The 24,549-nt window shown below is 64.3% G+C and carries 25 protein-coding genes; 8 read left to right on the plus strand and 17 right to left on the minus strand.

Annotation, left to right across the window (positions count from 1 at the left end; all coding sequences use genetic code 11):
- The first annotated feature begins 8 nt into the window (after positions 1 to 8).
- The 5 genes from QMY55_RS12465 to QMY55_RS12485 all read left to right on the plus strand — a co-directional run bounded on the left by QMY55_RS12465 (position 9) and on the right by QMY55_RS12485 (position 6,947).
- Positions 9 to 308, plus strand: a complete 300-nt coding sequence (locus QMY55_RS12465; RefSeq protein WP_283484582.1) for a DUF1016 N-terminal domain-containing protein — start codon at positions 9 to 11, stop codon at positions 306 to 308.
- Positions 305 to 3,136 carry a DEAD/DEAH box helicase gene (locus tag QMY55_RS12470; RefSeq protein WP_125277460.1) on the plus strand — a complete coding sequence of 944 codons (2,832 nt, stop codon included), beginning with the start codon at positions 305 to 307 and terminating at the stop codon, positions 3,134 to 3,136. The genes QMY55_RS12465 and QMY55_RS12470 overlap by 4 nt, the downstream gene beginning before the upstream one ends.
- Complete coding sequence (gene pglZ / locus QMY55_RS12475; RefSeq protein WP_125277459.1) at positions 3,133 to 5,148, plus strand: BREX-3 system phosphatase PglZ; 2,016 nt, start codon at positions 3,133 to 3,135, stop codon at positions 5,146 to 5,148. The genes QMY55_RS12470 and pglZ overlap by 4 nt, the downstream gene beginning before the upstream one ends.
- 80 nt (positions 5,149 to 5,228) lie before the next feature.
- Positions 5,229 to 5,867: a hypothetical protein gene (locus tag QMY55_RS12480; RefSeq protein ID WP_283484583.1), complete on the plus strand. Its 639-nt coding sequence runs from the start codon at positions 5,229 to 5,231 to the stop codon at positions 5,865 to 5,867.
- A 66-nt stretch (positions 5,868 to 5,933) separates the two neighbouring features.
- A complete protein-coding gene (locus tag QMY55_RS12485; RefSeq protein ID WP_125277457.1) occupies positions 5,934 to 6,947 on the plus strand; it encodes a DUF4917 family protein in 1,014 nt (337 codons plus the stop codon).
- Between the two features lie 94 nt (positions 6,948 to 7,041).
- On the opposite strand, the gene mobH is transcribed toward QMY55_RS12485, so the two are convergent.
- Entirely contained in the window at positions 7,042 to 8,883 is a 1,842-nt protein-coding gene (mobH, locus tag QMY55_RS12490; protein WP_125277456.1) for a MobH family relaxase, read from the minus strand.
- 308 nt (positions 8,884 to 9,191) lie between these two features.
- On the opposite strand from mobH, the gene QMY55_RS12495 reads away from it, so the two are divergent.
- From QMY55_RS12495 to QMY55_RS12505, 3 genes are read left to right on the plus strand one after another with little or no spacing between them, the layout of a single operon-like run.
- Positions 9,192 to 9,509, plus strand: coding sequence for a type II toxin-antitoxin system PrlF family antitoxin (locus QMY55_RS12495; RefSeq protein WP_022580070.1), 318 nt, complete (start codon positions 9,192 to 9,194; stop codon positions 9,507 to 9,509).
- Positions 9,509 to 9,967: a type II toxin-antitoxin system YhaV family toxin gene (locus QMY55_RS12500; RefSeq protein WP_125277455.1), complete on the plus strand. Its 459-nt coding sequence runs from the start codon at positions 9,509 to 9,511 to the stop codon at positions 9,965 to 9,967. The genes QMY55_RS12495 and QMY55_RS12500 overlap by 1 nt, the downstream gene beginning before the upstream one ends.
- A gap of 27 nt (positions 9,968 to 9,994) precedes the next feature.
- The gene (locus QMY55_RS12505; RefSeq protein WP_125277454.1) at positions 9,995 to 10,369 is read left to right on the plus strand and encodes a DUF3742 family protein; all 375 of its coding nucleotides are present in this window, start codon (positions 9,995 to 9,997) and stop codon (positions 10,367 to 10,369) included.
- A gap of 19 nt (positions 10,370 to 10,388) precedes the next feature.
- Here the strand turns inward: QMY55_RS12505 and QMY55_RS12510 are convergent, their stop codons facing one another.
- From QMY55_RS12510 to QMY55_RS12585, 16 genes are all read right to left on the minus strand, one after another.
- Positions 10,389 to 11,906, minus strand: a complete 1,518-nt coding sequence (locus QMY55_RS12510) for a conjugal transfer protein TraG N-terminal domain-containing protein (RefSeq protein ID WP_125277453.1) — start codon at positions 11,904 to 11,906, stop codon at positions 10,389 to 10,391.
- 12 nt (positions 11,907 to 11,918) lie between these two features.
- Complete coding sequence (locus tag QMY55_RS12515) at positions 11,919 to 12,284, minus strand: hypothetical protein (RefSeq protein WP_456064502.1); 366 nt, start codon at positions 12,282 to 12,284, stop codon at positions 11,919 to 11,921.
- Between the two features lie 2 nt (positions 12,285 to 12,286).
- On the minus strand, positions 12,287 to 13,705 hold the full coding sequence (locus QMY55_RS12520) for an integrating conjugative element protein (protein WP_125277451.1): 1,419 nt from the start codon (positions 13,703 to 13,705) through the stop codon (positions 12,287 to 12,289).
- A gap of 10 nt (positions 13,706 to 13,715) precedes the next feature.
- Entirely contained in the window at positions 13,716 to 14,663 is a 948-nt protein-coding gene (locus QMY55_RS12525) for a TIGR03756 family integrating conjugative element protein (RefSeq protein ID WP_125277450.1), read from the minus strand.
- Complete coding sequence (locus QMY55_RS12530; RefSeq protein WP_125277449.1) at positions 14,660 to 15,106, minus strand: TIGR03757 family integrating conjugative element protein; 447 nt, start codon at positions 15,104 to 15,106, stop codon at positions 14,660 to 14,662. Before QMY55_RS12530 ends, QMY55_RS12525 begins: the two co-directional genes overlap by 4 nt.
- Positions 15,107 to 15,250: 144 nt before the next feature.
- Positions 15,251 to 15,745: a RadC family protein gene (radC, locus tag QMY55_RS12535; protein ID WP_026383922.1), complete on the minus strand. Its 495-nt coding sequence runs from the start codon at positions 15,743 to 15,745 to the stop codon at positions 15,251 to 15,253.
- 178 nt (positions 15,746 to 15,923) lie between these two features.
- Positions 15,924 to 16,661 carry a DsbA family protein gene (locus tag QMY55_RS12540; RefSeq protein ID WP_407650692.1) on the minus strand — a complete coding sequence of 246 codons (738 nt, stop codon included), beginning with the start codon at positions 16,659 to 16,661 and terminating at the stop codon, positions 15,924 to 15,926.
- 42 nt (positions 16,662 to 16,703) lie between these two features.
- A complete protein-coding gene (locus QMY55_RS12545) occupies positions 16,704 to 19,613 on the minus strand; it encodes a conjugative transfer ATPase (RefSeq protein ID WP_125277447.1) in 2,910 nt (969 codons plus the stop codon).
- Positions 19,613 to 20,062: a TIGR03751 family conjugal transfer lipoprotein gene (locus QMY55_RS12550; protein WP_012205987.1), complete on the minus strand. Its 450-nt coding sequence runs from the start codon at positions 20,060 to 20,062 to the stop codon at positions 19,613 to 19,615. The genes QMY55_RS12545 and QMY55_RS12550 overlap by 1 nt, the downstream gene beginning before the upstream one ends.
- Complete coding sequence (locus tag QMY55_RS12555) at positions 20,043 to 21,452, minus strand: TIGR03752 family integrating conjugative element protein (RefSeq protein ID WP_125277446.1); 1,410 nt, start codon at positions 21,450 to 21,452, stop codon at positions 20,043 to 20,045. Before QMY55_RS12555 ends, QMY55_RS12550 begins: the two co-directional genes overlap by 20 nt.
- Entirely contained in the window at positions 21,442 to 22,380 is a 939-nt protein-coding gene (locus tag QMY55_RS12560) for a TIGR03749 family integrating conjugative element protein (protein WP_014596094.1), read from the minus strand. The genes QMY55_RS12555 and QMY55_RS12560 overlap by 11 nt, the downstream gene beginning before the upstream one ends.
- A complete protein-coding gene (locus tag QMY55_RS12565; protein WP_125277445.1) occupies positions 22,377 to 23,069 on the minus strand; it encodes a PFL_4703 family integrating conjugative element protein in 693 nt (230 codons plus the stop codon). The genes QMY55_RS12560 and QMY55_RS12565 overlap by 4 nt, the downstream gene beginning before the upstream one ends.
- Positions 23,066 to 23,476 (minus strand): TIGR03750 family conjugal transfer protein, encoded by a 411-nt coding sequence (locus tag QMY55_RS12570; protein ID WP_125277444.1) that lies wholly within the window; start codon positions 23,474 to 23,476, stop codon positions 23,066 to 23,068. Before QMY55_RS12570 ends, QMY55_RS12565 begins: the two co-directional genes overlap by 4 nt.
- A 13-nt stretch (positions 23,477 to 23,489) precedes the next feature.
- Positions 23,490 to 23,849: a TIGR03745 family integrating conjugative element membrane protein gene (locus QMY55_RS12575; protein WP_125277443.1), complete on the minus strand. Its 360-nt coding sequence runs from the start codon at positions 23,847 to 23,849 to the stop codon at positions 23,490 to 23,492.
- Between the two features lie 16 nt (positions 23,850 to 23,865).
- Positions 23,866 to 24,099: a TIGR03758 family integrating conjugative element protein gene (locus QMY55_RS12580; RefSeq protein WP_022579861.1), complete on the minus strand. Its 234-nt coding sequence runs from the start codon at positions 24,097 to 24,099 to the stop codon at positions 23,866 to 23,868.
- Positions 24,096 to 24,479, minus strand: a complete 384-nt coding sequence (locus QMY55_RS12585) for an integrative conjugative element protein, RAQPRD family (RefSeq protein WP_125277442.1) — start codon at positions 24,477 to 24,479, stop codon at positions 24,096 to 24,098. The genes QMY55_RS12580 and QMY55_RS12585 overlap by 4 nt, the downstream gene beginning before the upstream one ends.
- Between the last annotated feature and the right edge of the window lie 70 nt (positions 24,480 to 24,549).

The following is a 24,549-nucleotide window of genomic DNA, read 5'->3' on the forward strand; positions in this document are numbered from 1 at the left end:
CCCCAGCCATGCAGCGCTGTCGCCAAACCTTGGGGGCGAACTTGGCGTTGAACCAGGCGGATGCACAGGCCAGGGAGCCAGCTGGGACCAAGTTGGGATCAAGTCGGGACCAAGTCACCCCGGAAGTGCGGCGGATGCTGGCCTTCCCGGAAATGAAGGGGTTTTCGCGCGCCAACCTGATGTATGTGGGAGCGTTTGCCGAGGCTTGGCCGGATGCCGAAATTGTCCAACAGCCTGTTGGACAATTTCCCTGGGGCCAAAATCTGCCCAGCATTGAGCAGATCGAACGCGAGGTGGGTGGGCAGTGAGTAGCGGAACCGACTTCACCACTGGCGATTGGTGCTGGTTCACCCGGCAGGCATCGCCGTGCCGGGTGATCGAGCGGCAAGATGTGTGGGGCGAGGTGGCCTACCGCGTGTGGTTGCCCGCCAAGGACGCGGTGGTGCGCGCTCGGGCGGTGGATCTGGCCTCGCTGGAAAGCGTGCGCCCGAGCGTGGAGCAGATCCTCCACACCACGGCGGCCGCCAAGTTGCTGGATGCGCTGGAGGACAACCTGCTGCTGGCGCCGATCCAGTCCAGCGTGGTGCCGCTGCCGCATCAGCTCTATGCGTTGAACCGCGCGGTCAGCCGCGACCGCATCCGTTACCTGCTGGCCGATGAGGTGGGTCTCGGCAAGACCATCGAGGCCGGCTTGGTGCTGCGTGAATTGAAGTTGCGTGGCCGCGTGAAGCGCATCCTGGTGGTGGCGCCCAAGGGACTGGTGCGCCAGTGGCAGGCCGAAATGCGCCTGCACTTTGGTGAGACGTTTCAGTTTATTGAGCCGTCCGAGCTGGCGGCCTTCCGGCAGTGGCGCAGCGGCGGTGCGGGCGAGGAAGAAAACCTGTGGCGCATGCACGACCAGGTGATCTGCTCGCTGGATTCGGTGAAGCCCATGGAAAGTCGGCGTGGCTGGAGCCTGGAGCAACTCAACACCTACAACCGCGAGCGCTTTGAGGACCTGATCTCAGCGTCGTGGGATCTGGTCATCATCGACGAAGCCCACCGCATGGGCGGCAGCACCGAGCAGGTGGCCCGCTACAAGCTGGGCGCGGCGCTGGCGGAGGCGTCGCCCTATCTCTTGCTGCTGTCAGCCACGCCGCACCAGGGCAAGACTGACCAGTTCATGCGGCTAATGCAGTTGCTGGACCGCGAAGCTTTCCCGGACGAGAGCAGCGTCAGCCGCGACCGGGTGAGCCCATTCGTGATCCGCACCGAAAAGCGCGTATCCATTAATGCCGAAGGCCAGCCGCTGTTCAAGCCGCGTGTTACCCGGCTGCAGGCCGTGGCATGGCAAGCGCGGCACGGGTCGCAGCAGCGCCTGTACGAAGCGGTGACCGACTATGTGCGCCACGGCTACAACCAGGCCATGGCGGCCAAGCAGCGCCACATCGGCTTTTTGATGATTCTGATGCAGCGGCTGGTGACGTCTAGCACGGCGGCCATCCGCACCACGCTGGAGAAGCGCCAGGCCATGCTTGATGCGCCACAGCCCCAAGCGAATCTCTTTGAGAACACCAGCCAGGACGAGTGGGCCGACCTCGATGGCCAGTCCCAGGTGGATCTGGCGATGCAGTCCAGTGGCTGGGAATTGGAGAAGTCCGAAGTCGAGATGCTGCTGGAACTGGCGCGGGAAACCGAGGCCGCTGGTACCGATGCCAAGGCTGAGGCGCTGCTGGAGCTGATCTACAAGCTGCAGCAGGAGGAAGGCGACCCGGCGTTGAAGGTGCTGATCTTCACCGAGTTCGTGCCCACGCAAGCGATGCTGGCCGACTACCTGGAAAGCCGTGGCTTCTCGGTGACGACGCTCAACGGCAGCATGGATCTGGAAACCCGCACCCGTGCGCAGCAGGCGTTCTCCAAGGATGTGCGCGTGCTGATATCGACGGATGCCGGTGGTGAAGGTCTGAACCTGCAGTTTTGCCATGTCATCGTCAACTTCGACATGCCGTGGAACCCCATGCGGATCGAACAGCGCATTGGCCGCGTAGACCGTATCGGACAGAAGCACGTGGTCCGCGCCATCAATTTCGTGCTTGAAGACACCGTGGAACACCGCGTGCGCCAGGTGCTGGAGGAAAAGCTCGAGGTCATCGCGCAGGAGTTTGGCGTCGACAAGGCGGCCGACGTGATGGACTCGGTCGAGGCCGACCCGATCTTCGACGAGCTGTTCGTGCACGGTCTGCAGAACCCGGATGCCATCGAACAGGAGTGCGACGCGGTGGTGTCGCAGTTGCGATCCACCCTGGCGGAGTCGAAGAAGAACAGCGATCTGCTCACCACCGAACACGATCTGGACGCCGACGATGCCCGCAAGTGGCGCGACCACCCGGCGCAGTTCTGGCTGGAGCGCGCCATCACCAGCGGGTTGGCTGCGCGCGGTGGCTCGGCAGCAAAAGTTGGCAAGGCATGGCGGGTGAAGTGGGCGGACGGCAGCGAGTCGGCACAGGCCTGTTTTGACGCCCGCACGGCGGATGAGAACCCGGAGTTGGAATGGGTCACGATGGAAGACCCGCGCGCACGCGCTGTGATCAGCGAGCTGCCACGCTTTGTCGCCGGGCAGCCGCTACCGGTGATCCGCGTGACCGGTCTGCCGGATTCGGTTCGCGGCATCTGGTCGCTGTGGGAGATCAGTCTGGCGGCCGAAGGCCTGAGCCGGAAGCGCTTCCTTCCAGTGTTCATCAACGAAGAAGGTCGCCCCTTCGTACCGACCGCGAAACGCGTCTGGGATCTGCTGCTCACTGAAACCGTAGACGTGCATGCCGTGACCGGCGCCGAGGAGTCGGTGAGGTGGTTCGAGGCATCGCATTCCGCTGCCAGCACCCAGGGTGAACGGATCTTCACGGAGCTGCTGACCGAACACAGCGCCCGGCTGAAAGAAGAGCGCGAACGTGCGCTGTATGCGTTCGAGGCCCGAGGTCAGGCCATCGGCCGAATTGGCCTGCCCGCCGTGCGTGAGCACCGGCGCAAGCGGCTGCAACAAGAACACGATGCACGCATGGCCGCCCTGGACGACATGGAGGCCAGCCTGCCGGATTTGAATGCCGTGATGATGGTGCGCGTCTCCGGCGATGTGATGCCCGGAGGACAGGTGGGATGAGCCAGTGGTCAGAACGTATTCTCAGCCACTTCACGGCCGATCTCACCCGGCTGTGGGTGGCGTGCGACCCGGATGATGTGCTGCTGGACGAAAAGCTGTTGTCCGAACTGCGCAGCCGGGGCTTCGAGGTCATGCTGTACGAAGACCCGTTCGCCTTTCGGGCGGAATACGAGGAACGCTATCGCGCAGCCTGGGATCGCGGTGAGGCGGGGCCAGCGCCTTCGCTGGTTCTGCATCTGCGCAGCGCCGACGCGAATGCGCTGCCGTGGGACATCGTGCACCACGGGCGTGTGGTTCGATTGAGCCTTGCGGAGCTTTTCCCCAGGCTGGCATACAGCGCGGTACAGCAAGTCGAGCCGGAGCATCTTGCCGGGCTGTTTCATGCACACCAGACGGAATTGCAGAATGCGCGCGGCGAGAACGAGTCCAAGGACTTCATTCTCGAGCACGTCTACCAACTGACGCCGCGATCTATTCGCAACCCAGTGGACTTCTGGCGCGAGCTGCTGCGGATGCACTTTGCCAACCGCTCGTTGCCACCCCTGTTTGCCCAGCACGCGGCAGGCATCATTCAAGGCAAGGGGCTGTTCACGGATCTGCCCGTCGCCACATGGTTGGCATCCAAGAGTGCGCTGCTGCGCGTGGTGCAGGATGCCTGGTATCGCTACCTGACGACACTGGGGCTGGATGGCACGCGCACGGGCGAACCGCCGCCGCCAGACTACGTCGCCAAGATCGAGATTCCGTTCGACCACTCCGATGTGCAGGTGCTGGTCGATTCCATGTTCCTCGACGGCAGCTTGCATCCGCTGGCGGTGCACAGCGTCCCGGCGGGGATGCCGAGTTGGATCAAGGCGGGGATTGTCCAGGACCCAGCGGCATTGCAGGCCTTGGTGCTCAAAGGCATTGATGGCCTGATCGAGACGATCCCAACGGCAGCGTCTTCGCACAAGGACTGGAGCGAGTTCGCCAAGCGCTACGGTGAGATCCTGGCCCGCGCGCATGGTCTGCCCGGCACGGAAGCCAGCGAACACTTGCCGGTGATTCGGGAGCAGATTAAGACCTTGCAAGCGCAATCGGACGAGCATCTGCAAGCCTGGGTCGCAGCCAAGCACTACGCCGACCTGATCCTGCAGCCGGTGACCAAGGGCCCGGTGATGGTGCACCACGTGCCGCGCTTCTTGCGCCATCGGCGATCCGCAGGGGAAACGAAGGTGGCTCTGCTGGTCTTCGACGGACTGGCCTTCGACCAGTGGGTGCAGATCCGCGAGCGCCTGATCGCCACCACCAAACGTTTCGCGTTCGATGAGGGAACCGCGTTCGCATGGCTGCCGACCGTGACATCGGTGTCGCGCCAGGCGCTGTTTTCTGGGTTGAAACCGCGAGAGTTCGACGACTCCATCGACCGAACGGACAAGGAGGAATCCTTGTGGAAGACGTTCTGGCAGAACGAAGGCGTCAATTCGAATGAGGTGATGTATCGACGTGCGCTGCGTCAGATTGATCAACTGGACGTGCTTGAGGCGGACTTGAACGATCGGCGCCCGAAGGTGGTGGGCCTGGTCATCGATGAGGTGGACGATCGGCTCCACAAGGAGCGGTCGAAGAAGGACGTGGCGATGTGGATCGGGAACTGGTTGACGACTGGTTTCGTCGACCGGCTGTTCTCGCTGCTGCTGGACAGGGGATACCACATCTATCTCACGGCGGACCATGGCAACGTAGAGTCCACCGGCGTCGGCAGGCCGAACCAGGGCGTCATTGCCGAGACGCGCGGTGAGCGCGTGCGGGTGTATCGGAGTGAGCCATTGCTGGCCGACTCCGCAGCGGCCTATCCCAGCACGGTCAGGCTTGACGTCGCAGGCCTTCCCGCGAACTTCATGCCCCTGTTCGCAGGCGGACGAACCGCCTTTGTGCCGGAGGGCGACCAGGTGGTGGTCCACGGCGGGGTGTCGGTCGAAGAACTGATCGTGCCCTTTGTGAAAGTCAGTTATGTGATAGGTACCGAATGAATTCATCAGCCCCAAAAATAGGCTTTGATCGGTTCATTCAGCTTGATTGGGCGGCTGCGGCACTGAATGTTCGTGCAGGCGTGGCTGGGCTAGATGATCTGAATGCACTGCTCGATGCAGCCGAGCTTGGCGTGGAAGCCAAGAAGAAAACGCGCACCGTTCTGAATCGGCTGTGGCTGGAGCCGCGCGCCGAACTGGTCGATTACGCCGATCGCGGCGTGGCCATCCACAACACGCAGCTGGACATTCCCGTCTCAGCACTGTGCTGGGGCATGTCCGTGGCGACGTACCCGTTCTTTGGCAAGGTGGCCGAGCTGGTGGGCCGCCTGTCCGCCATCCAGGGCGACTGCGCCGCTGCAGAAGTGCATCGGCGCATGAGTGAAACCTATGGGGAGCGCGAAGGCACCCGGCGCATGACCAACATGGTGATTCAGAGTCAGGCGAGCTGGGGCGCAGTGGAGCGGGTCGAGAAAGGCAAGCGGGTCATTCGCCTGCCACAGACGGGTATCGACAACGATGAACTCACAGTTTGGCTGATCGAAGCTGTCGTGCGCTACGCCGGCAAGCCGGTTTCAGTGCCCAGCCTGCAGTCGCTGCCCGTGCTGTTCCCGTTCAACTTGACGCGGCCTTTGGCTTACTTGGTGGCGAACAGCCCGAACCTGATCCTTCGATCAGAAGGTCCGAGTAACCAGTTCGTTGCGTTGCGAGGCGCGCTTTGAGGTGAGCGGCTTGCAGCTGAGACTCTGCGTGCCAGGCCACGCGATGAAAACGGGCTCGTAAAGAACATGGACAGAATAGGAATCGACACTTGGGCGGACATCAGCGCGGAAAGTTGGAGCTCCCTCCTTCTGGGTAACGGCGCCAGCATCGCCATCCACAAGGAGTTTGCATATCCAACACTCCACAGCGTTGCCGACGCAAAAGGGTTGCTCGCAACCACTGCGCCAATATTCGCCAAGCTCGGGACGACTGACTTTGAGCATGTGTTGCTCGCATGCTGGTATGCGGAGCACGTCAACGTCGCCTTGGGAACTCCGTCTGCCGACATCTCTGCGGCTTATGCGGAAGTGCGATCAGCACTGATCGAAGCTGTGCACAGCGTGCATCCGATACATGCCGATGTCGCCGCCGACCTACAACGGGTCGGTACATTCGCGAGCGCGTTTCCCACTGTCGTCAGTCTGAACTACGACCTCACCTTGTACTGGGCCATGCTGCTGTTCAATGCGGCAAACGGTAGCTGGTTCAAAGACGCATTCCATCATGGGGAATTCCAGGCGGATTGGGGGTATCTGCGCAGGCCACTTCCCCCGGCCGGTGGGGCCACGCTAGTGTTTTATCCTCATGGCAGTCTCGCCATGGCGCGTGACTACATTGGTGATGAGACAAAGATTTCTGTTGGTGCAGGAGCCGCAGGTGACCTGCTCGAAACGATAACTCTCAGGTGGTCGTCCCGGAACTACGTGCCCGTGTTTGTTAGCGAGGGCACCAGTAAGCAGAAAGTCGCAGCGATTCGTCGGAGCCACTACCTGACGAATGTGTATGAGGAGGTGCTGCCGGCGCTCGGGGAGGATCTGGTCGTCTATGGCTGGAGCTTTGACGAACGAGACCAACACGTGTTTGATGCCATCGCGGCGAATAAGCCAAAGCGAATGGCCGTCTCGGTTTTCACTGGTCAGCCGGATGGAGATCAGCAAGCGTTCTGCCACCAGGTTCTGAAGGCTGCTGGTCGATCCTTGCCTGCCACAGATGTGACATTCTTCGATTCGCGAAGCCCAGGTTGCTGGAACAATCCATGACCTGATTAGCGATGAGCCTCAGCCGAGCGAATCTCGCGCAGGGGCCGTGCAGATGGCGGCAGCCACGAGCAATTGCACAGGAAGTTCGCGTAGATTAAGCCAACTTCAAGAATGGATTATTTGGGGGCTCGTCATTGAATATCGAGCTGGGTTCGAGAAGCAGATAGCCATGCAGTTTCCGTGACTTTCTGGGGCCAGTGACTTCGCATGTCCAGATGTTCAACCCACTCGGCTGTTTGCGATGCAATTGCAGTCGCTCGAAGCGCTTCTGCACCCACTGCCAATCCTGCAGGTTCTCCTGTTTGGCCAGTTTACCTACCTGCGGATGTTCCTGCGCATAGCGCTGGAATACGCCAGGGCTGACCAGGTAGGCGGTGTCGCTCACGGTATGCACCAGCGCTTTCGCATCGTTGATAATGAGCCGCCGCGTGGCGATGCCCTGTTTCAGCCACTCCATGAAGTGCTCGCCGGATGGCTGTGCCGTCGAGGACGTGGAGGCCGGTCGCGAAGGCGCAGCGGCGGCCAAGGTCGGCAGGGGCGTATCGGAAAGAACGATGGGTGTTTCGTCCGGGGCGGTTTCCACATCTTGATCGGTGGTTGGCGAGTTTCCCGTTCCCACCATTGCCAGCATGTCCGCCATGACGTCGGGTATGGCCGGTGCCTTGGATGGAGGGGCCGATGCGATGTCACTACCTTCCGCTGGCGGAGCGTTTTGGTTCTCCAAAGCGGACGTCGCGCCGTCCGCAGAAAGGGTGGCCCCTGCCTCGACATCTTCGCCTGCGGGGGGCGTATCGATCATCACCGTCCCGGAAAAGGGCGCCGGTCGCTCACCAGATTCCCAGATCAGCGCGGGTGCCAGCCGTAGCAACGTAAACGAGTGGGTCCAGCCGGTGGAACTGGTCACGGTAGCACGCCAGATCGCTTTGCCGTCCGGCGTGGGCTGCAACATGCCGTGATCCTGCAGCACGTTGAACACGGCGGTGTTGTTCGCTGGGATGCCGTCTATGCCCTGGGACAGCAAGTGCGCCCGCAGCTTGTCTGAGACAGTCTTGCTGACCAGCCACAAACCATCCTCGGTGAGCCAGCCATCGGAGGCCTCGGGTTGGTTCAGCTTCAGCTCCTCCTTGAGCAGGTAACGCAGCCCGTCCAGCAGCTTGCGTTGCAGCGCGTGCTTGGGCGCAGCCATGGCGCGCGCAGGATCGCCACCCAGTTCCTGGGCCACGGAAGCCCGGTCGGCCTGCACCACCAGTTCGCCCAGCACCCCTGCATGCTCGTACTGCCCGGCCAGGACATAAAGCAGCGGTGCCCACAGTGATGGGTAGCTGCTGAGCCAGTCCAGGACTTCACGGTCAAGCAGTTGCCGGTAGAGCAAACCTGTCGCGGCGCTGTGCAGGCGGTACTCGCGATCGTCACGGTAGCGGAAGCGGTATGGCTGGTGCAGCGGGCCGTGCCACGGATGCCAGGTATTGCCGTCGGCTAGCTCGACGTGCAGATCGACAGCGATCTTGCCGATGTCGTGCAGCAGTGCGGCGTAGGCGATGGCAGCAGTCCACGCCTCGGCTTGCGCGGCCTGATCCTCGGGGTTGGCGCCGATCGGCAGCAGATGAGACTGGCGCAGCTTCAGGCTGTAGGCGACGATTTCCAGACCGTGGTCGAGCATGCCGCCTGGGTAGGCATGGTGATGCGCTTCGGAGGCAGGGAAAGCCTGGACCAGCTCGGCATAACGTTCCAGCGGCGCACGGTACAGCGCGGCGAACTGCTTGCGCGAGAGCGAGGTGCGCTGCCAGATGTGTTCCAGCAGTTTCTGTCGGCGCGGTGTCGCCAGCAGCGATGCGGCCGATTCCGGCCTGATCAGCCCTTTCGGGAGGTCGGTGGCGGGTGCTGGCGACGGAGCGGCAGCGCCTGGGGGCCGTTTTCGCTGGAACAGAGAGAGCATGTGGGTGTCCTGGTGGCGGGCCAAGCGGGAGGCTTTTTCGCCTTTTCGGGTAGGGCCTTTCCCCTTGCACCCATTCCCTTGCTCCCTTTGACCTTTTGGCCTTTAGAAGCCTTTGGATATAGAGCGGTGAGCATTGGTCGTCCACCGTCAATGCGGGTGTGGCGGGGCCGGATTGATGCGGGAAGGCTGGCTGTTCCCACCCTACGATGAGGTTCATTGTTGGATGCTGGAGAACCCTGGTGAGACCTCTCATTGACGAGGTAAGGATATTTCCTTACAATGCAGGCATTGCGATCAGGAGAGCCGCCATGCCTGCCATTCACGAAGTTGCCACGCTGACCTCCAAAGGCCAGATCACGCTGCCCAAGTCCATCCGACAGGCGCTTGGCGCCGATACCGGCAGCAAGCTCGCGTTCGAGCTTCGTGGCAGTGAGGTCGTCGTGACCCGCGCCGATGCCGAGCACGAGGACCCTGCCATTGCCGCGTTCCTGACCCTGCTGGCCCGCGACATTGAAGCGGGCCGGAATGTGCGCGGCCTGCCCGAGGATCTGGCTCGCACAATGCTGGAGCACGCGGGACACAAGGTGGACCTGGGCGATGATTTCGATGAGGACGTGGAAATCTGATGCAACAGCATGGCTGGACACTGCTGTTCCACGACAACCTGATCGAGCAGATGATGAAGCTGTGCGCGGCTGTGCTGCGCGCCCAAGACAACGACCCGGAAGGGTTCGGATCGAACGCCAACGTCAAGTTCTTCCGGGCCTTGACCCAGTTGATACAAGACGTGGTGCCGAGTGATCCGGCGCGCGACGAGTACCGTCAAGGCAACACCATGGGGCCGGCCTATCGCCATTGGCGGCGAGCCAAGCTCGGAAGGCGATACCGGCTGTTCTTCCGCTACGACTCGAAGGCGAAGGTCATCGTGTACGCATGGGTCAACGATGAACAGACCCTGCGGTCTTCGGGAAGCAAATCGGACCCGTATGCCGTGTTCGAGAAGATGCTCGGGCGCGGGAACCCGCCGGACGAATGGAGCGCATTGGTACAGGCAAGCAAGCAGGATTGGAGCAAACTGGAGTAGCGATCTCACATGTAGCAGGTGACGACCATGAACACGACGACCCGCATCAGCACCGCAGAACGCCTCGGCCGCAGCTTTGGCCGTCGATGGCGCGCCTATGCGCGTGGCGAACGGCGGGCGTCGAACTGGTTGGTATCCGAGGGCGTGCCGGTAGCTGGTGCCACCGTGCTGTTGTGGGTGGTCAAGCTGGCCGTGCTCGGTGTACTGCTCTATTCCGCGTTCTGGCTGGCACTGCTGTTGGTTTGTGTCGTGGCTGTGGGATGGGCAGCAAATCAGAGCCATTCAGACGAAGAGTTCCATTTGCAGTTTCCTACCACCTTGGAAGAACTTCGAGAGACACCGGGTTATGACCCGAATCTCTACAACGACACATCTCATGAGATGTACAAGGATGATGACTGACACTCGGCTTGAGCGTGCGTCACTTCAACTTCCTTGACATTGCGCCAGCTCCTTTTCCACCGGCAGCGCCTGCGTCCCTCGTACCTGCTGAGAAACTGTTTGCGATCGTTCCAGCGCGGATTCCGGCCCAGGTCAGCGCACCGATCCAAAAGGTGGGCAGCACGATGAACATCGTCCCCATAACGAAGTTCAACAACAGGTCGCCAAAGGCGTTGTTCAGCCCCACCAGTGGATCGAAGTTGGCGTGTGGCCGGTTCCAGCCGAAGCCCCAGCCATAAAGCGCATCGAGGATGGTGCTGTCGATCCAGCGCGCGAGCTGGAACCAGAAATCGACGAAGAACAGCGCGAACTGCACGACGCTCACGGTAACGACCGTCTTCAAGTCATAGGTGCCCACAACCAGCACCAGCGGGATGCAGATGACCAGCGCCATCTTGAGCAAGCCGAGCACCATGGGCAGCGCTTGGCGCACCACGTCCATGGCGGGAAACGCGGCAATCGCGCCGACAGCCATGCCGACGTCGCCCGTGGCCCGCGTCACGATGTTTGGCAGGGTCTTGTCGATTTGGCCGCCGTAGTCCGTATAGACGTTGCCCTGGTTCAGTTTCTGCTGCCGCGGCGAGGCGATGGTGCGGATTACCGAGTCGTCCACCTCGGCTCGGCTCAGAAAGCCGGCCCAGCCCGCCAGGCGATTCAGCAGGCTTGGGTCTACCTGCCCCAGCAGGCGTGCGCGCAGGCCATTGCTGCCATCGGCCCACCACTGCCTGCAGGACGGATAGCCGCCACCGCTGGCCACCTGCGCAAGCCCGGCATCACGGTTGCTGTCGTAGGGCCAGTCATCGCGTGGTGTGCTGGAGCGATAGCTGTCGTAGTAGCCGCCGGTGTCCGTGAAGAAGCGCGAGCCGATCCAGGTCACGTCGTGCATTTGTGTCTCATCGAGGTCCGGGCGCAGCATGAAGAGCTTGGCGCGTGCCGGTCCGTAGCAGTCCCGCGAGAAATCCGCCACTTCCTGAGCCAATACCGGGTCGTCGATGCGCGTCGCGTCGATCTCCATGCGCATCTGCCGCAAGTCGGTGCCGCAGGGAATCGCCGCCACAGAGGCACCGGTCACTGCTCGCGAGAGTGTGTGCATAAAGGCCCACCAGACGGGCACCTTCGCCGACTGGTTGTTGATAGTGCTGAAGGACTGCGACCAGCCGGTATCGGTGGGCTGCGGCACGCTGACTTGGCATTGGGCCGAGCGCGAGCTGTCGTAGCGGATGGTGTTGAGATCCACGTCGATGAATGGGATGCCGGCGAACATCACCACCACGATGGCGACGAACACCCGGTTCTCAATGCGCGCAGCCGAGAGCACGCCCTTGTTGCCTTCGTCGGCACCCTCCGCACGGGCCTTCAGCCACTCTTGCACGATGATGGCAATGAAAGGCAGCGCGAATACACCGCTCGCCACCAGCACGGCCCAGATGCCGTTATGGACGATCCACGACACCAGCGTCAGGTAGTACTCCAAGTAGTCGGTGGTGAAAAGCGTCATGTCCTCGCCCCCTCAAGCGGCCTGCATCAACAGGCTGGCTTCCAGCGCCACAATGGCGGCGACGCCGGCGATCTCGCTGCGCAGCAGGCGCCGTCGCGCCTGCCTATCCGCTCCGCGCTGGGCCTCGCGCGCCAGCAGTCGGCGACGCATCCAGACCCAGCCATAGGCTGTTGCGCCGTACAGGCACAGTCGCCACACAAGGAAGTAACCCGCCGTGGCCGTCAGCCACAGTTCCCAGCTGGCGACGCTGCCGACGAGGTAAATGCCGACGACGTTGGCACCCACGGCGGCAGCAACGAGCACCACCGTCCACAGCAACGCCTTCGCCGCGCGCCGATTCAGCAGCCAGCGCGGGCGCAGCCAACTGGCGCGCGGCAGGTTCATGGGTTGCCTCCCGGACTGCCCTTCTGGAGCCGGTCAAGGCGGTCGGGAATGGGATCGCCTTCGTAGATGCCACGCGAGCCAGCCGCGCGCGTGCCGTGGCGCTGGATGATGGCCATCGGCGAGTTGTTCGCCAGCTCGCGGCGCAGCTCCAGTTCGGTCTTGAGGTTGCGGATCTCCTGGTCGAGCGTGTCGCTCTCGTGGTTCACGGCCTCGACCGCCAACTGGTTCGCCACGACGTTGGGCTCCTTCTTGCCGGTCAGCAGGGTGCGCTGGAGCAGCAATGCCTTCTCCAGCACCGACGCCAGCGCGACCTCCGAGGCCAGGCGCCGCGCCAGCAGGTCTTGGTCAGGCTCGTCGCGCAGCGCCTCGATGACGCCGCGCGTGATGGGCAGCGAGGTGCTGCCAGCCGCGCGCAGGTTCTCGAAGGTGGTGTTGCGCGTTCCCGAGACCAGTTCCTGCAAGGCTTCCAGCTTTGCCTCGTACTCCTCCTGGATCAGCGGCGTCAGCCCGACGCCGGGCACCGTTTCGGTCTTGGTGCAGGCATCGCAAGTGCGCTGTACCTGTTCGCCGAGAACCCGTGTGGCCCATTCGGTCGCCTGCTGTGGCGAGGTCCAGGTCTGGCAGGACAGGCTCGCGCAACTGGCGGAAGCGATGGACGACGTGTCGGTCACGCCGCGGCCGTTGACCAGGTTGTAGCCCGCGCGGGTGACGTCGCCGACCACGCGGATGGCCGACTGACCTGCGCCCCCCGCATTGCTGCCGCCGACCCAGGGCACGCCGTCGTTGCCACGGCGCGTCTCTGCCTGCTCAATCGCCGACACGGCGTCCGTGCTCGACACCGCATCGCGCAGTGCCATGCCTTCGGCCATCTGGCTCCAGCCGAGCTGTCCGCCCGCCGTGTCGGCCATCTTCTCGGCCATGGCGCGGCAGGTCAGCTTGGAGCGGTCGAAATCCAGCCGCGCCTGCAGCACGCCGTTGGTCAGCAGGTTGTACAGGCCCGGATCAGCACGCTGGATGATCAGCGCAGGCAGCGATGCCACCGCGCTAGTGGCGCTCTGGATCACGTTGCTCATGATCTGCTGAAAGCCGTTGGTGACGCCGTTGAGCTGGTTGCGCAGCGTGGTCTGGATGCTCATGTCGCCGCAGATCAGGTTGCTGTTCCAGCCCACGCCGACGCCGATCGAGCGCATGCCGGCAGCGCGGCCCATGGACACTGCGCTGCCGCCGCCAATCGAATACATCACCTCGTCGCCGATCACGGAGCCGCCGGTTTGAAAGCCGGTCTGCGCCCACGCCAGGCCGCCGCCAAGAACGAGTCCGCCAGCCAGCAGCCCAGCCGATACCCGAGCCAATACCATGGGGCGCAGCAGGCGGCGTGCCTTTGGGGAGAGGTTCATCAGTTCAGGACGCTTCATCGCCGTACCCTCATTGGAAATCGACGCTGCCAAGGAACACCTGACCCCGGCGTTGGCAGCACGCATAGGGCCGCCACAGCGCCCAGGCGTAGTCGCCTTGCTGGGCTTGGGTCAGGAAGCCGCTGCGCGGGAACACCGTGCAGGACGAGGACAGGACGGGCGTGAGTTCCTGCCACTTGCCCGTCGAGGCATCGCCTTCCATCAGCGCGCCGGCAGGCCAGTAGCCGGGCCGCGAGTTGGCGAGCAGCGGCTGATAGACGTGGATTTGCCCACGGCGCGTGACGACATCGCCGGCGCGCTGGGCCACTACGGCGCCGGCCTTGTGGTCGTCGGCCTGGTGCAGGAAGCCGCCGCGCGGATACACGTTGCCCCAGAGGTTCAGCGTGGTGCGCGCGCCGACCTCGCGCCTGCCCGGAATCAGCGCCTCCGGGTAGGCCATCTCGGGCACGTTGTAGCGCCAGGCCAGCGTGTCCAGGGTGCTGAGCAGATACGGCATGAACGCTGTGCCTGCGCCCTCGCAGAAATAGCCCGAGGACGAGACGAACTGGTTGAACACCTCGACGCCGGGATGGCCGATCACGTCTGCATTCTTGAACTTGGCGAGATTGTTCTCGTGATCCTCGTTGGTGGTGCCATCTCCGCCCGCTTGGGCGGACGGGTTGGGCGCGCTCATCGCCCGGACTTCGACCCACGGGTTCTCGCCGGTGTTGCTGTAGCTGGAGACGACCGCATCGGGGATGTAGTGGCGGACCTTGATCGACGTGCGCACCGTGCAGCCCGTCCAGGTGCAATAGAGCCAGTAGCAGATGCCGACGACGCGGTATTCGAGGCAGTCCGGCGATGCCACTGAGCCAACGATGGTTGCGGTGTTGAGGGCGTAGCTGCCCGTGGCGCTGAGCAGCAGCATTGACGCCACGCCAGCACGCAGGCGGCGCATCCGCTCGAAGGGTCGGGTCATGGCTGCGGCCTCCGGTATTGCGCAACGCGCGCGACGGCACGAGCCACGTCCGGTTCGCCATAGACCACGTAACGCTGATCCACCACGACCGCCGGAATGCTGGTGACGCCCAGGCTCCATGCATCGGCAACGCCCTGGTATGCCGACGCGATTCGGCGCTGGAGGTCGGCACCGCCGTTGTTCAGGCGGCGCTTGACGATGGCCGTGGCCTGCTCAGGATCGGCGGGCAGCTGTGCGGAAAGCTCGGCTTCGATGCGCGCGCCTTCATCCAGCTCGATCAACCGCTCTCCACCCATGGCCTTGACCGGGTGACGGCTGTCGGTGACGACCACCACATCGGCGGCGAAGGCGGCGGGGCTGAAAACGGCCAAGGATGCCGGCAGTGCAACGGCCAGGCCAAGGGTTCGCCAGCCGGATGCGAAGCGGAATAAAGATGCTGGCATGTCGCGTGCCCTGGAAGTTGATCAGAGCCATAGTCGAACGCGAACCCGCTGCCGCCCCAACAAACAATGCGCATCGCGGGCACCCCGCATACCTGTTCGGTGCTGCCGCATGGAAAAAAGCGGAGGCCGAAGCCCCCGCTGTGATTACAAAAGACCAGACTCGGCGAATGAGTACGGTGCGCCCTGACCAATCACAAAATGGTCGAGTACCCGCACGTCGATAAGCGCCAAGGCCGTCTTCAACTGCTCTGTCAGCAAGCGATCCGCATTGGATGGCTCGGTGGTGCCCGAGGGGTGCTGATGGGCGAAGATGACCGCAGCGGCGTTCAGTTGCAACGCTCGCTGCAGCACGACACGCGGATAAACCGAGGTCGCATTGATCGTTCCATGGAACATCGGCTCCACGGCCAGCACGTCGTGCATGCTGTTCATGAACACGACGACGAATATCTCATTGGGCTCGGCGACCAGCTTCAAGCGAAGGTAGTCCCTGACCGCAGCGGGCCGTTCAAGACGTGGCCCTGCTTTGAAAACCCGTCGCTCCAGCAACACGATGGCTTGCTGGACGATCCAGTCCTCGTTCTGAACAGAAATATCGGAAAGCGACTCCAGGCAGGAGTCATTGATGACGACAGACATGGCGAACCTCCAGGCAGGGAAATCGGAGGGCGCACATGCCCCTGGAGGGCAGGCCCTCCAGGGAATGGAACAAGGTGCATCCATCACCGCAGCAGCGGTGATCGTTCGCGGCCAGGATGCGGGGCGAACGGGTAGCGGTCAGCGCAGCGTGCTGCGCCGTAGCCTCAATGACCGCGGGCTACCTGGGCATGTCGCCGACGACGTCGGCAGGCATTTCCGTAGTGGGTGAAACGACCGAATCCTCAGCTGCCAGCATGTCCATGGCCGACAGCAGTGCATCGCCTTCGATCGGCCCCTGCAGCAGGATCGCCTGGCTGGTCTGGCGATCGTGTAGTCGCAGGGATGGCGTCGCGGTCACGCCGCCCTTGGTGGCTTCCTCGGCCTGAGCGCGAATCAACGTTTCGGGCCGCTCGCTGGCCAAACACTGCTCGACGGCTGGGTTTAGGCCGGGATAGCGCAGGCCCTCGGGCAAGCCCAGGCCGTCACTGCGCGTGTGCGCATAGACCCATTCAATGGCCTGCCAAAAGGCCAAATGCCCGCCACTTTCGGCGGCGCACTCGGCCAGGCGTGCCTCGGCAGAGGCGGCCGGTTCGTGCGCGGCCAGCGGCTGGTGCTGCCATTGCAGGGCTACGTCCGCGTTGGCGCCCACCCAGCGTTTGAGTTGCGGAAAGTACTCCCGGCAGAACGGACATTCGAGGTCGGCATAGAGCGTCAGCGTGAACCGGCCCTGCGCGTTGCCCATTTGCCAGGGCGGCCCGGCCACCTGCGCGGTACTGACCGGCGCGGGAGCCAACGACGCGGGTTCGCTGGGTGCGCGGGACACGAGCCAGATCAGCAGCAGCGCGATCAATCCAGCGGCCAAGAACCAGGGCCAGCGCTTGCGCGAGCGCCGATGGCGGAGCGCCTGGACTGGCATAGGAACGAAAGGATGTTTCGGTTTCACGGCAGTCTCCGGCGGCTATTGCGGCAGGCCCAAGGCCGGCGACTCGATGCCGCGCGCCTGGTCGATCTTCTCGGCCACCTTGAAGGCCGCGTCGAGTTCACTGATGCCGTGCTGTTGCATGAGTTGGTAACGCTCGGCTTTCTCCTCGGGTTCGGTCTGCGCAAGCGCGAGATAGAGGCTCGGTGGCACGGCCCGAAACAGCACTTCCAGGCTCTTGGAGAGGATGACGCCCTCGGTGAACTTCCCGGCTTCCTTGCGCGCCGAAAGCATCAGCGCCTTCTGCGCAGGCGAGAGTTCGCGGAAGCGGGCGATCTTCTCCACCTCATCGGGTGGCATCGACAGGCAGATCCACCACTCGATCATGTTGAGCATGGGCTCTGCGGCGCGCGGCAGATCGTCGATGTTTTGTGTGGCGAGCCAGAACCAGGCCCCCAGCTTGCGCCACATCTTGGTGATCTTCACCACGTAGGGGGCGAGCAGCGGGTTCTTGGTGATGATGTGCCCTTCGTCGGTGACGTTGATGATCGGGCGGCCCAGGTACTGATCGCGCTCGGCAATGTTGTTCACCGTGCTGATCAGGCTTATGTAGGCAATGGAGAGCTGCGCGTTGTAGCCCTCGCGGGCATAGGTCGCCAGATCGACCAGGGTGATGTCGGCCTCGGGCCACGGCGAACCGTCGCGGTCGAACATTTCACCGTCCGTGCCTTGGCAGAACATGTCCATGGCGTCGGCCATCTCCAGCAGTCGCACACGCCGCATTTCCGGCAGCGTCGGGTCCTGGCTGCGCGTGCGCAGCGCATTGCGCACATCGCGCGTGAGCACGGTGCGCTTCTCGCCATCCTTGCTGTGGCAGTGTTCTGCGGCATCGAGGATGCACTGACGGATCAGCGAGCGGTCGGCCCGCGTCATCCGGGCTTCTTCCTTGTCTTCGCCACCGGTGATCATCAGCCTCGCGGTGATCTCCAATTCGCCCAGCACGTCGCGCTGCTCATCCGCCTCCATGGCCACAGCATCGGGTGGAAGGTCTTCGTCCAGCGCATCGGCGTCGAGCGTCTGCACGCCGCTGGGCGTCTCGATCAGCCGCCGCGCATCCGCGAACGGCGCGAGCGTCACACCCGAGCCTGGGGCCAGTTTGACCCGGTTCACGGTCAGACCCAGGCGCCGGGCAAAATCGCTGAACAGGCCGAAGCTGTTGCCGGCCTCGACAATGAACAGCCGTGGCCGGTAGATCGCCGTGACCTGATTCAAGAGGTTGTTGAGGGTCGCCGACTTGCCCGAACCCGTCGGGCCGAACAGAAACAGGTGGGCATTCATCTGCCGGTCAAGGCGGTTGAGCGGGTCGAAGGTGATCGGCCCGCCGCCGCGGTTGAACATCGTGATGCCGGGATGCCCCGTGCCCTGGCTGCGCCCCCACACCGGCGAGAGGTTCGCCGCGTGCTGGGCGAACATCAGTTGCGTGTACCACTTCTTGCGATCCTGGCTGGGGTTGTAGCAGCACGGTAGCCAGCGCAGGTAACTGTTGAGCGGCGCTACTTCGTCGTCCTCGCGCACCGGCTGCAAGCCAGCGTTGAGCATGACGTTCGCCAGGTCCAGGCCGCGTCGGTCCAGTTCCGCCTCATCGCGCCCGCGCAGGTAGAACGCCAGCGTGCCGCGATAGAGCTTGTGCGCGCTGCCGATCAGGGAACGGGCTTCATGCACGTCCTTGAGCGTCTGCTCCGACGCCAGGGTTTCGCCGACCGCTTTCTTGGCCAGGTGGTTCAAGTCCGCCTCAAGGACATCCTGCGGCGTGGCGACCATCGTCAGGCAAAGGGTGGTGTCCTCGGGCATCTGGTCGAACAGCGTGTTGATGGCATCGCCTTTGCGTGTCTCGCCGGTCAGGTGCCCTGTGCCCGGCGGCATGCGCAGGCGGTCGGTGATCAGCACGCGGTGCGGCAGGCCGTCGAAATGCCAGGTGCCCTGCGCCACGTCGGAGCGCGGCTGGCCGAAGAACAGCCGCTGGCTGAAATCCCGCCCGCTCGCCAATTCGATCTCGCCGTCTTCGCCGGCCTCCGTACTGTCGGGGTAGCGCGCCAGCGCATAGAAGCGCTCCCTGTCTTCGGCCCCAGGCCCAAGCAACGTGGGACGCGGGTTGAACCAGCGCAGCAGCCAGTCGTGAACATCCGCAGCCACCATGCGCCGGGCCTGAATGCCGGCGTTCGCCAGTCCGCCGCACAGGCGGTCGCAAACGATATTGAGCATCTGCTCGGGCGTCTGCCCGCGGCGGCTGTTTTGCCCTTGGCCGGTCACGCGGCGATAGACCACCATGCGCACACGCCGGGTCTGGCCGCGCCAGCGCAGCCGTGTGACCACCGTGTCCTCGAACAGGCCGCCCGGCTTGGCCACCGCGCGCAGGTGATGGCCGAAGAAGCGCAGGTAGAACTCGGTGAACGCCGTCTCACGGGCGCGCGGCTGCACATAGTCGCGCAGGGTCTGCATGTACTGGTCGAAACTGGGCTCGTCCTGAGCGTAGAGCTGCAGCACCCAGGGGTTCTCATCCAGTTCATCGAAACTGTCCTGCAGCGCGTTTTCCAAGGCATCGCGGGCCTGCGCGAGCCAGCCAGGTTCCCGGCCTTCGGTGCCCAGCGGCACCAGCTCGTAGAACGCCGCCACCGATTGCCCGTCCTCCAGCAACATGGCTTTCGACTGCGCCAGGAACTCCACCCAGGGCAGCAGTTCCACGAACGACGGCGCGACCTCGTACAGCGCCTGCTCGTCTGCCAGGGTCGCCGGCCTGCGGCCTTGCACCGCCGTGCCGGGTTCGGGGATGCCGACCTGGCGCAGTGCCTCGACGTGGCGTTGCCAGCCGTCCGGCTGCTCGTCGTCGTCAGCATCGGATGCGGCCAGCTTCGGCGCGGTCGGCTTCGGTCTGGGGAGTTTCCAGCGCATCAGTAATCCTCCACGCGCTCGCCTGGCATGGCGTACTGCACGCGCTGGTACAGCGGGAACACGGTCGTATAGCCCGGAATCGGCACTGGGTCGGTGCCCGCCAAATGCGGATACACGTACATTACGAGATCGGGGTTGGGCAGGCGCTGGAACTGGCGGTAGACCTCGTTGCGCGCCGTGCGCGTGTAGCGCATCTGCTCGGCAGGCGCGGCCTGCACGTCCATCTCGGTCAGCGGCCTGCGCAGGCTCTGGCGCGCATCGAGCAACTGCCTGCGCGCTACCTGGCCGGCACCACCGCCGCCGTCGCCGGCGTTCTGCTGCCAGATGTTCATCATCGTGCTGTCGCCGTGGGTCAGCAGCTTTTCCTTGCTGGTGGCGCAGCCACCGAGCAGCGCGACGGCCAAGGCCAGCGCCAGGCCCTGAGCCCAGCTATTCAAGTTCGAGGGCATGGCTTTCTCCTGCGCGGTGATCGACCTTGCGGCCTTCGGGATCGAAGTCGATGGCGAGCGGCTTTTCGAGGTGGACGGCGACCTTGGCACCGGGCTGCACATAAACGGCAGCGAAGGCCTGGCCGTAGAGCTTGTTGACCCAGCTCGACATGTCCTGGACGCCGCTGGCGAGAATCCGGCCCACGGCTTCCTGGCCGCTGATGCCCACGCTGCCGATGGAGCCGTCGGCGCCGACATAGGACGCCCTGCCACTGTCGGATTCGATCAGCGAGGCCACGCCAGCCCCAGCCGCCGTGATCAGCGCCTGGGTGCCGAGGTACTGCTGCGCATTGCTGCGCCGCTCGCCGCTGACACAGGGAATGCCGTGCGGGTCGCTGATCCAGCCCAGGCCGTCGCGTTGTTGGTTGTTCTGCTGGTTGCCCTCACGATCCTCGGGGATGGTGCGGATGGTCCCGTCATGGAACACGAAGGTGATGCTGCGCACCTGGCCGCGCACGCAGGAGAGCGTCCAGTCGCCCGATGCGGTGCCGGAGAACACGGCCCCGGCCACATCGGGAATGTCGATGCCGTTCGCGGTCAAATTGTCAGGCCCGACCAAGACCTTGAAGGGGTATGGATCGTTCACCGTGCCGTCGATCGGCACGCGGCCAATCAGCGCCGTCATCGCCACCGACCCCATCAGCGTCGAGTTGGTCGGCACGGTATAGACGGGCGTCGGGCTCTTGACGCCTGCCGCGCGTGCGCCCGCGTTCGCCACGGTTTGCGCTGTGGTTTCCAGCGTGCTCTGTGCGGAACCGAAGCTGGTGGGGAAGCTTATGCCGCCATTCGACCTGCCACGCCCGTCGCTTTGTTTCGCGTCATCCGGCTCCACCCAGCGCATACCGCCTTCCATGCCGGCCTCGTCGCCGTCACGCAGGCCCAGCCCCACCGGCAAATCGGCATGGCCACCGCCACGTCCGCCGATGCTGTCCAGGCGCTGCTGCAGGTCGGCGAGCAGCCCCTCGGTCTGCTGGCGCGTGCTGGCCGCCTGCTGCTGGTCACGGCGCAGGTCGGAGCGCTCGGATTCGAGGGCCGAACTGATGCGCTGGTCGATGGCGCTCTCGCGCTGGCGCAGTCGCTGATTCTCCTCGCGCTGCGACCTGTTGTCGGACAGCGCGGTCTGAAGCTCGGTGCGCAACTGCTTCACCTGGGCAACCAGCGTCGCCACGGTGTCGCGCGGGGTGTCACCCTCGATGCCCAGCGCCTTCATTTCTTCCGGCGTAAGCCTGCCGCCGCCATCCGCGACAGGCGGTGCCGACGCACCGCCACCGGAAAACAGCCGGATGGCGACAAACAGCACCAGCAGGGCCACGGGGATCAGCAGCCACTTCAGGAGTCCGTTACTGCGCATGGCGGGCCTCCCTGTCGTCGCTGGCTGCTGCTTTGGGCTGCGGGAGATGCACAGCGGGGTCGAAGCGATGGATCGCCGGCAGCAGCGATTGCGCGAGGCCGTGCCCGCGCGTCACCAGGTACAGGACGGTGGTGTCCTCGGGGGTTCCGCGCGGGCCAAGCGCCTCGTGCTGGAAGGTGGCGGTGAGGAAATCCCCTTGCAGCACGCGCGGGTCGAGGCTGATCCAGTCGCTGCTACTGTTGGTCAGGCGCACGGCAGTGACCCACTGGTCTTCCAGGCGCCACGAGGCGAGCGCGACCGCGCGTGCCGGCAAGGTCGGCATCAGCGTGCCGAGGTCGAGGTCGCGGCGCAGGTTGACCCGCATGACGCCTGGCAAGGCTTCCACGGTGCGCAGCGGTGCGTAGAGGTTCTGCGCAGCAAAACGTGTCAGCACGACGGGGATTGGCGTTTCGCGCCGCGCCGTCCGGGTGCCCGCCTGCTCCTGAGCGCGTGCATGGGGCGCATCGGCACCGTCAGGCTGATCGCCATAGCGCGCTGTTGAGTTGTTGCCCTCGACGATTCGCACCGGTTCCAGCTCGGCTTCGCCGTCCTTGGGCGGCTCCGCCGCAATGTCGAGCAGGATCAGCGCGCCGGTGTCGGCGTCCTGCAATTGCAGCCGAGTGGGCTCGATCGGCTCGCTGGCGCGCAGGTACACCGCGCCGCCCGCGCTCTGCACGCGCAAGCGCTCACCGACGCCTGCGGGAACGCCCACGCGGACGTTTCGGTCGATGAACACGATGCGCTCCTGGCCGACCTTCAACGGCACCGCCAGCGGCATGCGCTCCCAACGCAGGATCTCCACCGCCTGGACAGCGGGGGACACGACCACTGCGGCGGCCACGGCCAGCAGCCCCAGCAGCGCGAGTACAGGATGCTTCATGGGCTTCATGGGGAATTACCTCCTTGAGGCGCTTGCGGCGTCAGGCCACCAGGCACCGGGCGCGTCGGCTCCGGTGCGCTGATGCGCTGGGGCGTGCCCTCGTAGCAGTCGATCACCAGGCCGAACGGGTTGCGTGCGGGATCGACGTCCACCCGCGCGACCTTCACGGGGTAGCGCACCAGGGCGCGCTTGACCTGCTCGGCGCCGTAGTACTCGTCGGCGCTGATGTCCAATGTCACCACCCAGTCGCGGTCGGAGATCACACGCACGCGCGCCGTGGGGTTGTCGCCATAACTGCGGCCGGGGATTTCGTAGATGCCACGCACACGCTGGCGCAGTTCGCCGGTGCTGCGGCGGTAGTCGTAGTCCGCCTTGAGGAATGCCTGGCAGGACGGGGTGAGGTATGGCGAGAGCGTGTGGAGGTTGCGCGGGTAGTCTTCTTCGCCATTTGTGGGCCAGCGATTGAGGGTCTGGAACACGTAGAACGTGAACGCATAGATCGACTCGGGCGGCACCTCCCACCACTTGCGGGTACTGCCGGAGCGCAGGTCAGGCGGGACGTGGATGGTCAGGTCGCGCGGCGCGCTCCACCAACCGCCGCCCATGACCAGGGCGACGATGACCAGCGCACCCGCGCCGAGGCGCAGCGTCTTGATGTGCGCCTGCAGGTGGGTGATCTCGTTCTTGAAACGGCTCATCGTGCGCCCCCATGCCTGCCCCTGCGGGTGGTCCAGAAACCGGAGCGCGAGATCAGCACATGGCCGCCCACCCAACCGGCCATCAGCGGATGGCGCGTGGCAATCCGCCATTGCAACTGCCGGTACAGCCAGGTGTCGGGACGCCCACGCTTGAGGCGGCGCAGGATGCCGCCGCCGATGAAAACGCCCAGCGCCACGCCCAGGACAACAAAGGTCGGCGCGATGGCAATCGTGCGGAACACCCAGGACAGCGGCGCGCCGACCACCAGGCCGGCAGCGCCGGACAGGCCGCAGCAAATCCACAACTCGTCGGCGGTGAGGCCGCGCACGACCACCGGGTGCCTGTTGAGCCGGTGTGGAAGGAACGTGACCGTCCCATCGGCACGGACATGCTGTTGCTCGGACATGGCCCGTCCTCGCTTACAGGATGCCGGTGGCTTCGGTGAGCAGCCAGATGCCGATCACGAGCAGGACGGCGCCGATGGCGACCGTGAGGCCGAACTGGCCCCAGGTCTTGCGCCCGGTGTGGATTTCCGCGTAGGTGCCGTAGGCGTGATAGCACACGCCAATGAACATCGACGCCACCACCAGCAGAGCCACGAGCATGATGATGTCGTAGCCGTAGTTCCTGATCGTTTCCATGATGCCGCTGCCAGCGCCGCGGGTTGGGTTTTCCAACTGCGGCAGCCCTTGCGCGAACGACAGCGCGGGCAGCGCGGCGGCACCCAGGGCGACGGCGGCGCGTTGGACAAAACGAGTAGTGAGGATGCGGTTTTGCATGGTCAATCCCTTCAGGTCAGGAGAGGAGGAAGAAAGTCAGCACGAGGTACATCGCGACGAAGCGGATGCAGACGCCGAGGAACTGGCGCTGGTTGAGGCGGTTCTCGGCCCACCCCACGTAGGCCGTTCGGATGGCCCAGACGCCCCAGACGAGCAGAACCGCGAACACGACGCCGACCAGGACGGTCGCCATTGCGGACGGCGCGATGCCGCTGTTGGCTTGAAATGCCGAGACCTGGGCACCGTTCATGGCCTGCCCTGCACAGTCGTCGGCAGCGATGGCGGGACGGCCCGCTCGGTGCGGTACTCGCCGGCCAGTTCGGAAAGGTCGCGCGGCTGGGCGCGCGACGGGTTGAGATGGGCCTGGATACCAGCGCGCACACGGGCCAGATCAGTCAGCAGTCGTGGGTAATCGAAGTGGTAGCGCTCGCCCGGCTGGATGGCGGTTTGCACGGAGCTGTCCTTGACGGTGCGCTCCAGCGCATCGAGCTGGCGCAGCGCAGCAACCAGCTCCTGACGCTGCGCCGGGGACTCGGCCAACGCCATCGAAGACTGCCCCATCAGCAGGGCCGTCACGAGAAAAGTGGGCACGCCGCGATGCGCGGCGCGCAGCCAGATCGGAGCCAACATCGCGCCATTCCTGTGTGATCAGCAATGGCTTGATCGTGGCGATCAGAGACGTATCAGGCCGCAAACAATA

This window comes from Comamonas resistens, from assembly GCF_030064165.1.
Lineage (GTDB): Bacteria > Pseudomonadota > Gammaproteobacteria > Burkholderiales > Burkholderiaceae_C > Comamonas > Comamonas resistens.

Excerpts from the sequence above, each read along its gene's own strand:
- QMY55_RS12465 (WP_283484582.1), top strand. The coding sequence starts at position 9 with ATGCAGCGCTGTCGCCAAACCTTGGGGGCGAACTTGGCGTTGAACCAG.
- pglZ (WP_125277459.1), top strand. The coding sequence starts at position 3,133 with ATGAGCCAGTGGTCAGAACGTATTCTCAGCCACTTCACGGCCGATCTC.
- QMY55_RS12485 (WP_125277457.1), top strand. The coding sequence starts at position 5,934 with ATGGACAGAATAGGAATCGACACTTGGGCGGACATCAGCGCGGAAAGT.
- mobH (WP_125277456.1), bottom strand. The coding sequence starts at position 8,883 with ATGCTCTCTCTGTTCCAGCGAAAACGGCCCCCAGGCGCTGCCGCTCCG.
- QMY55_RS12495 (WP_022580070.1), top strand. The coding sequence starts at position 9,192 with ATGCCTGCCATTCACGAAGTTGCCACGCTGACCTCCAAAGGCCAGATC.
- QMY55_RS12500 (WP_125277455.1), top strand. The coding sequence starts at position 9,509 with ATGCAACAGCATGGCTGGACACTGCTGTTCCACGACAACCTGATCGAG.
- QMY55_RS12505 (WP_125277454.1), top strand. The coding sequence starts at position 9,995 with ATGAACACGACGACCCGCATCAGCACCGCAGAACGCCTCGGCCGCAGC.
- QMY55_RS12510 (WP_125277453.1), bottom strand. The coding sequence starts at position 11,906 with ATGACGCTTTTCACCACCGACTACTTGGAGTACTACCTGACGCTGGTG.
- QMY55_RS12520 (WP_125277451.1), bottom strand. The coding sequence starts at position 13,705 with ATGAAGCGTCCTGAACTGATGAACCTCTCCCCAAAGGCACGCCGCCTG.
- QMY55_RS12525 (WP_125277450.1), bottom strand. The coding sequence starts at position 14,663 with ATGACCCGACCCTTCGAGCGGATGCGCCGCCTGCGTGCTGGCGTGGCG.
- QMY55_RS12530 (WP_125277449.1), bottom strand. The coding sequence starts at position 15,106 with ATGCCAGCATCTTTATTCCGCTTCGCATCCGGCTGGCGAACCCTTGGC.
- radC (WP_026383922.1), bottom strand. The coding sequence starts at position 15,745 with ATGTCTGTCGTCATCAATGACTCCTGCCTGGAGTCGCTTTCCGATATT.
- QMY55_RS12540 (WP_407650692.1), bottom strand. The coding sequence starts at position 16,661 with ATGCCAGTCCAGGCGCTCCGCCATCGGCGCTCGCGCAAGCGCTGGCCC.
- QMY55_RS12545 (WP_125277447.1), bottom strand. The coding sequence starts at position 19,613 with ATGCGCTGGAAACTCCCCAGACCGAAGCCGACCGCGCCGAAGCTGGCC.
- QMY55_RS12550 (WP_012205987.1), bottom strand. The coding sequence starts at position 20,062 with ATGCCCTCGAACTTGAATAGCTGGGCTCAGGGCCTGGCGCTGGCCTTG.
- QMY55_RS12555 (WP_125277446.1), bottom strand. The coding sequence starts at position 21,452 with ATGCGCAGTAACGGACTCCTGAAGTGGCTGCTGATCCCCGTGGCCCTG.
- QMY55_RS12560 (WP_014596094.1), bottom strand. The coding sequence starts at position 22,380 with ATGAAGCCCATGAAGCATCCTGTACTCGCGCTGCTGGGGCTGCTGGCC.
- QMY55_RS12565 (WP_125277445.1), bottom strand. The coding sequence starts at position 23,069 with ATGAGCCGTTTCAAGAACGAGATCACCCACCTGCAGGCGCACATCAAG.
- QMY55_RS12570 (WP_125277444.1), bottom strand. The coding sequence starts at position 23,476 with ATGTCCGAGCAACAGCATGTCCGTGCCGATGGGACGGTCACGTTCCTT.
- QMY55_RS12575 (WP_125277443.1), bottom strand. The coding sequence starts at position 23,849 with ATGCAAAACCGCATCCTCACTACTCGTTTTGTCCAACGCGCCGCCGTC.
- QMY55_RS12580 (WP_022579861.1), bottom strand. The coding sequence starts at position 24,099 with ATGAACGGTGCCCAGGTCTCGGCATTTCAAGCCAACAGCGGCATCGCG.
- QMY55_RS12585 (WP_125277442.1), bottom strand. The coding sequence starts at position 24,479 with ATGTTGGCTCCGATCTGGCTGCGCGCCGCGCATCGCGGCGTGCCCACT.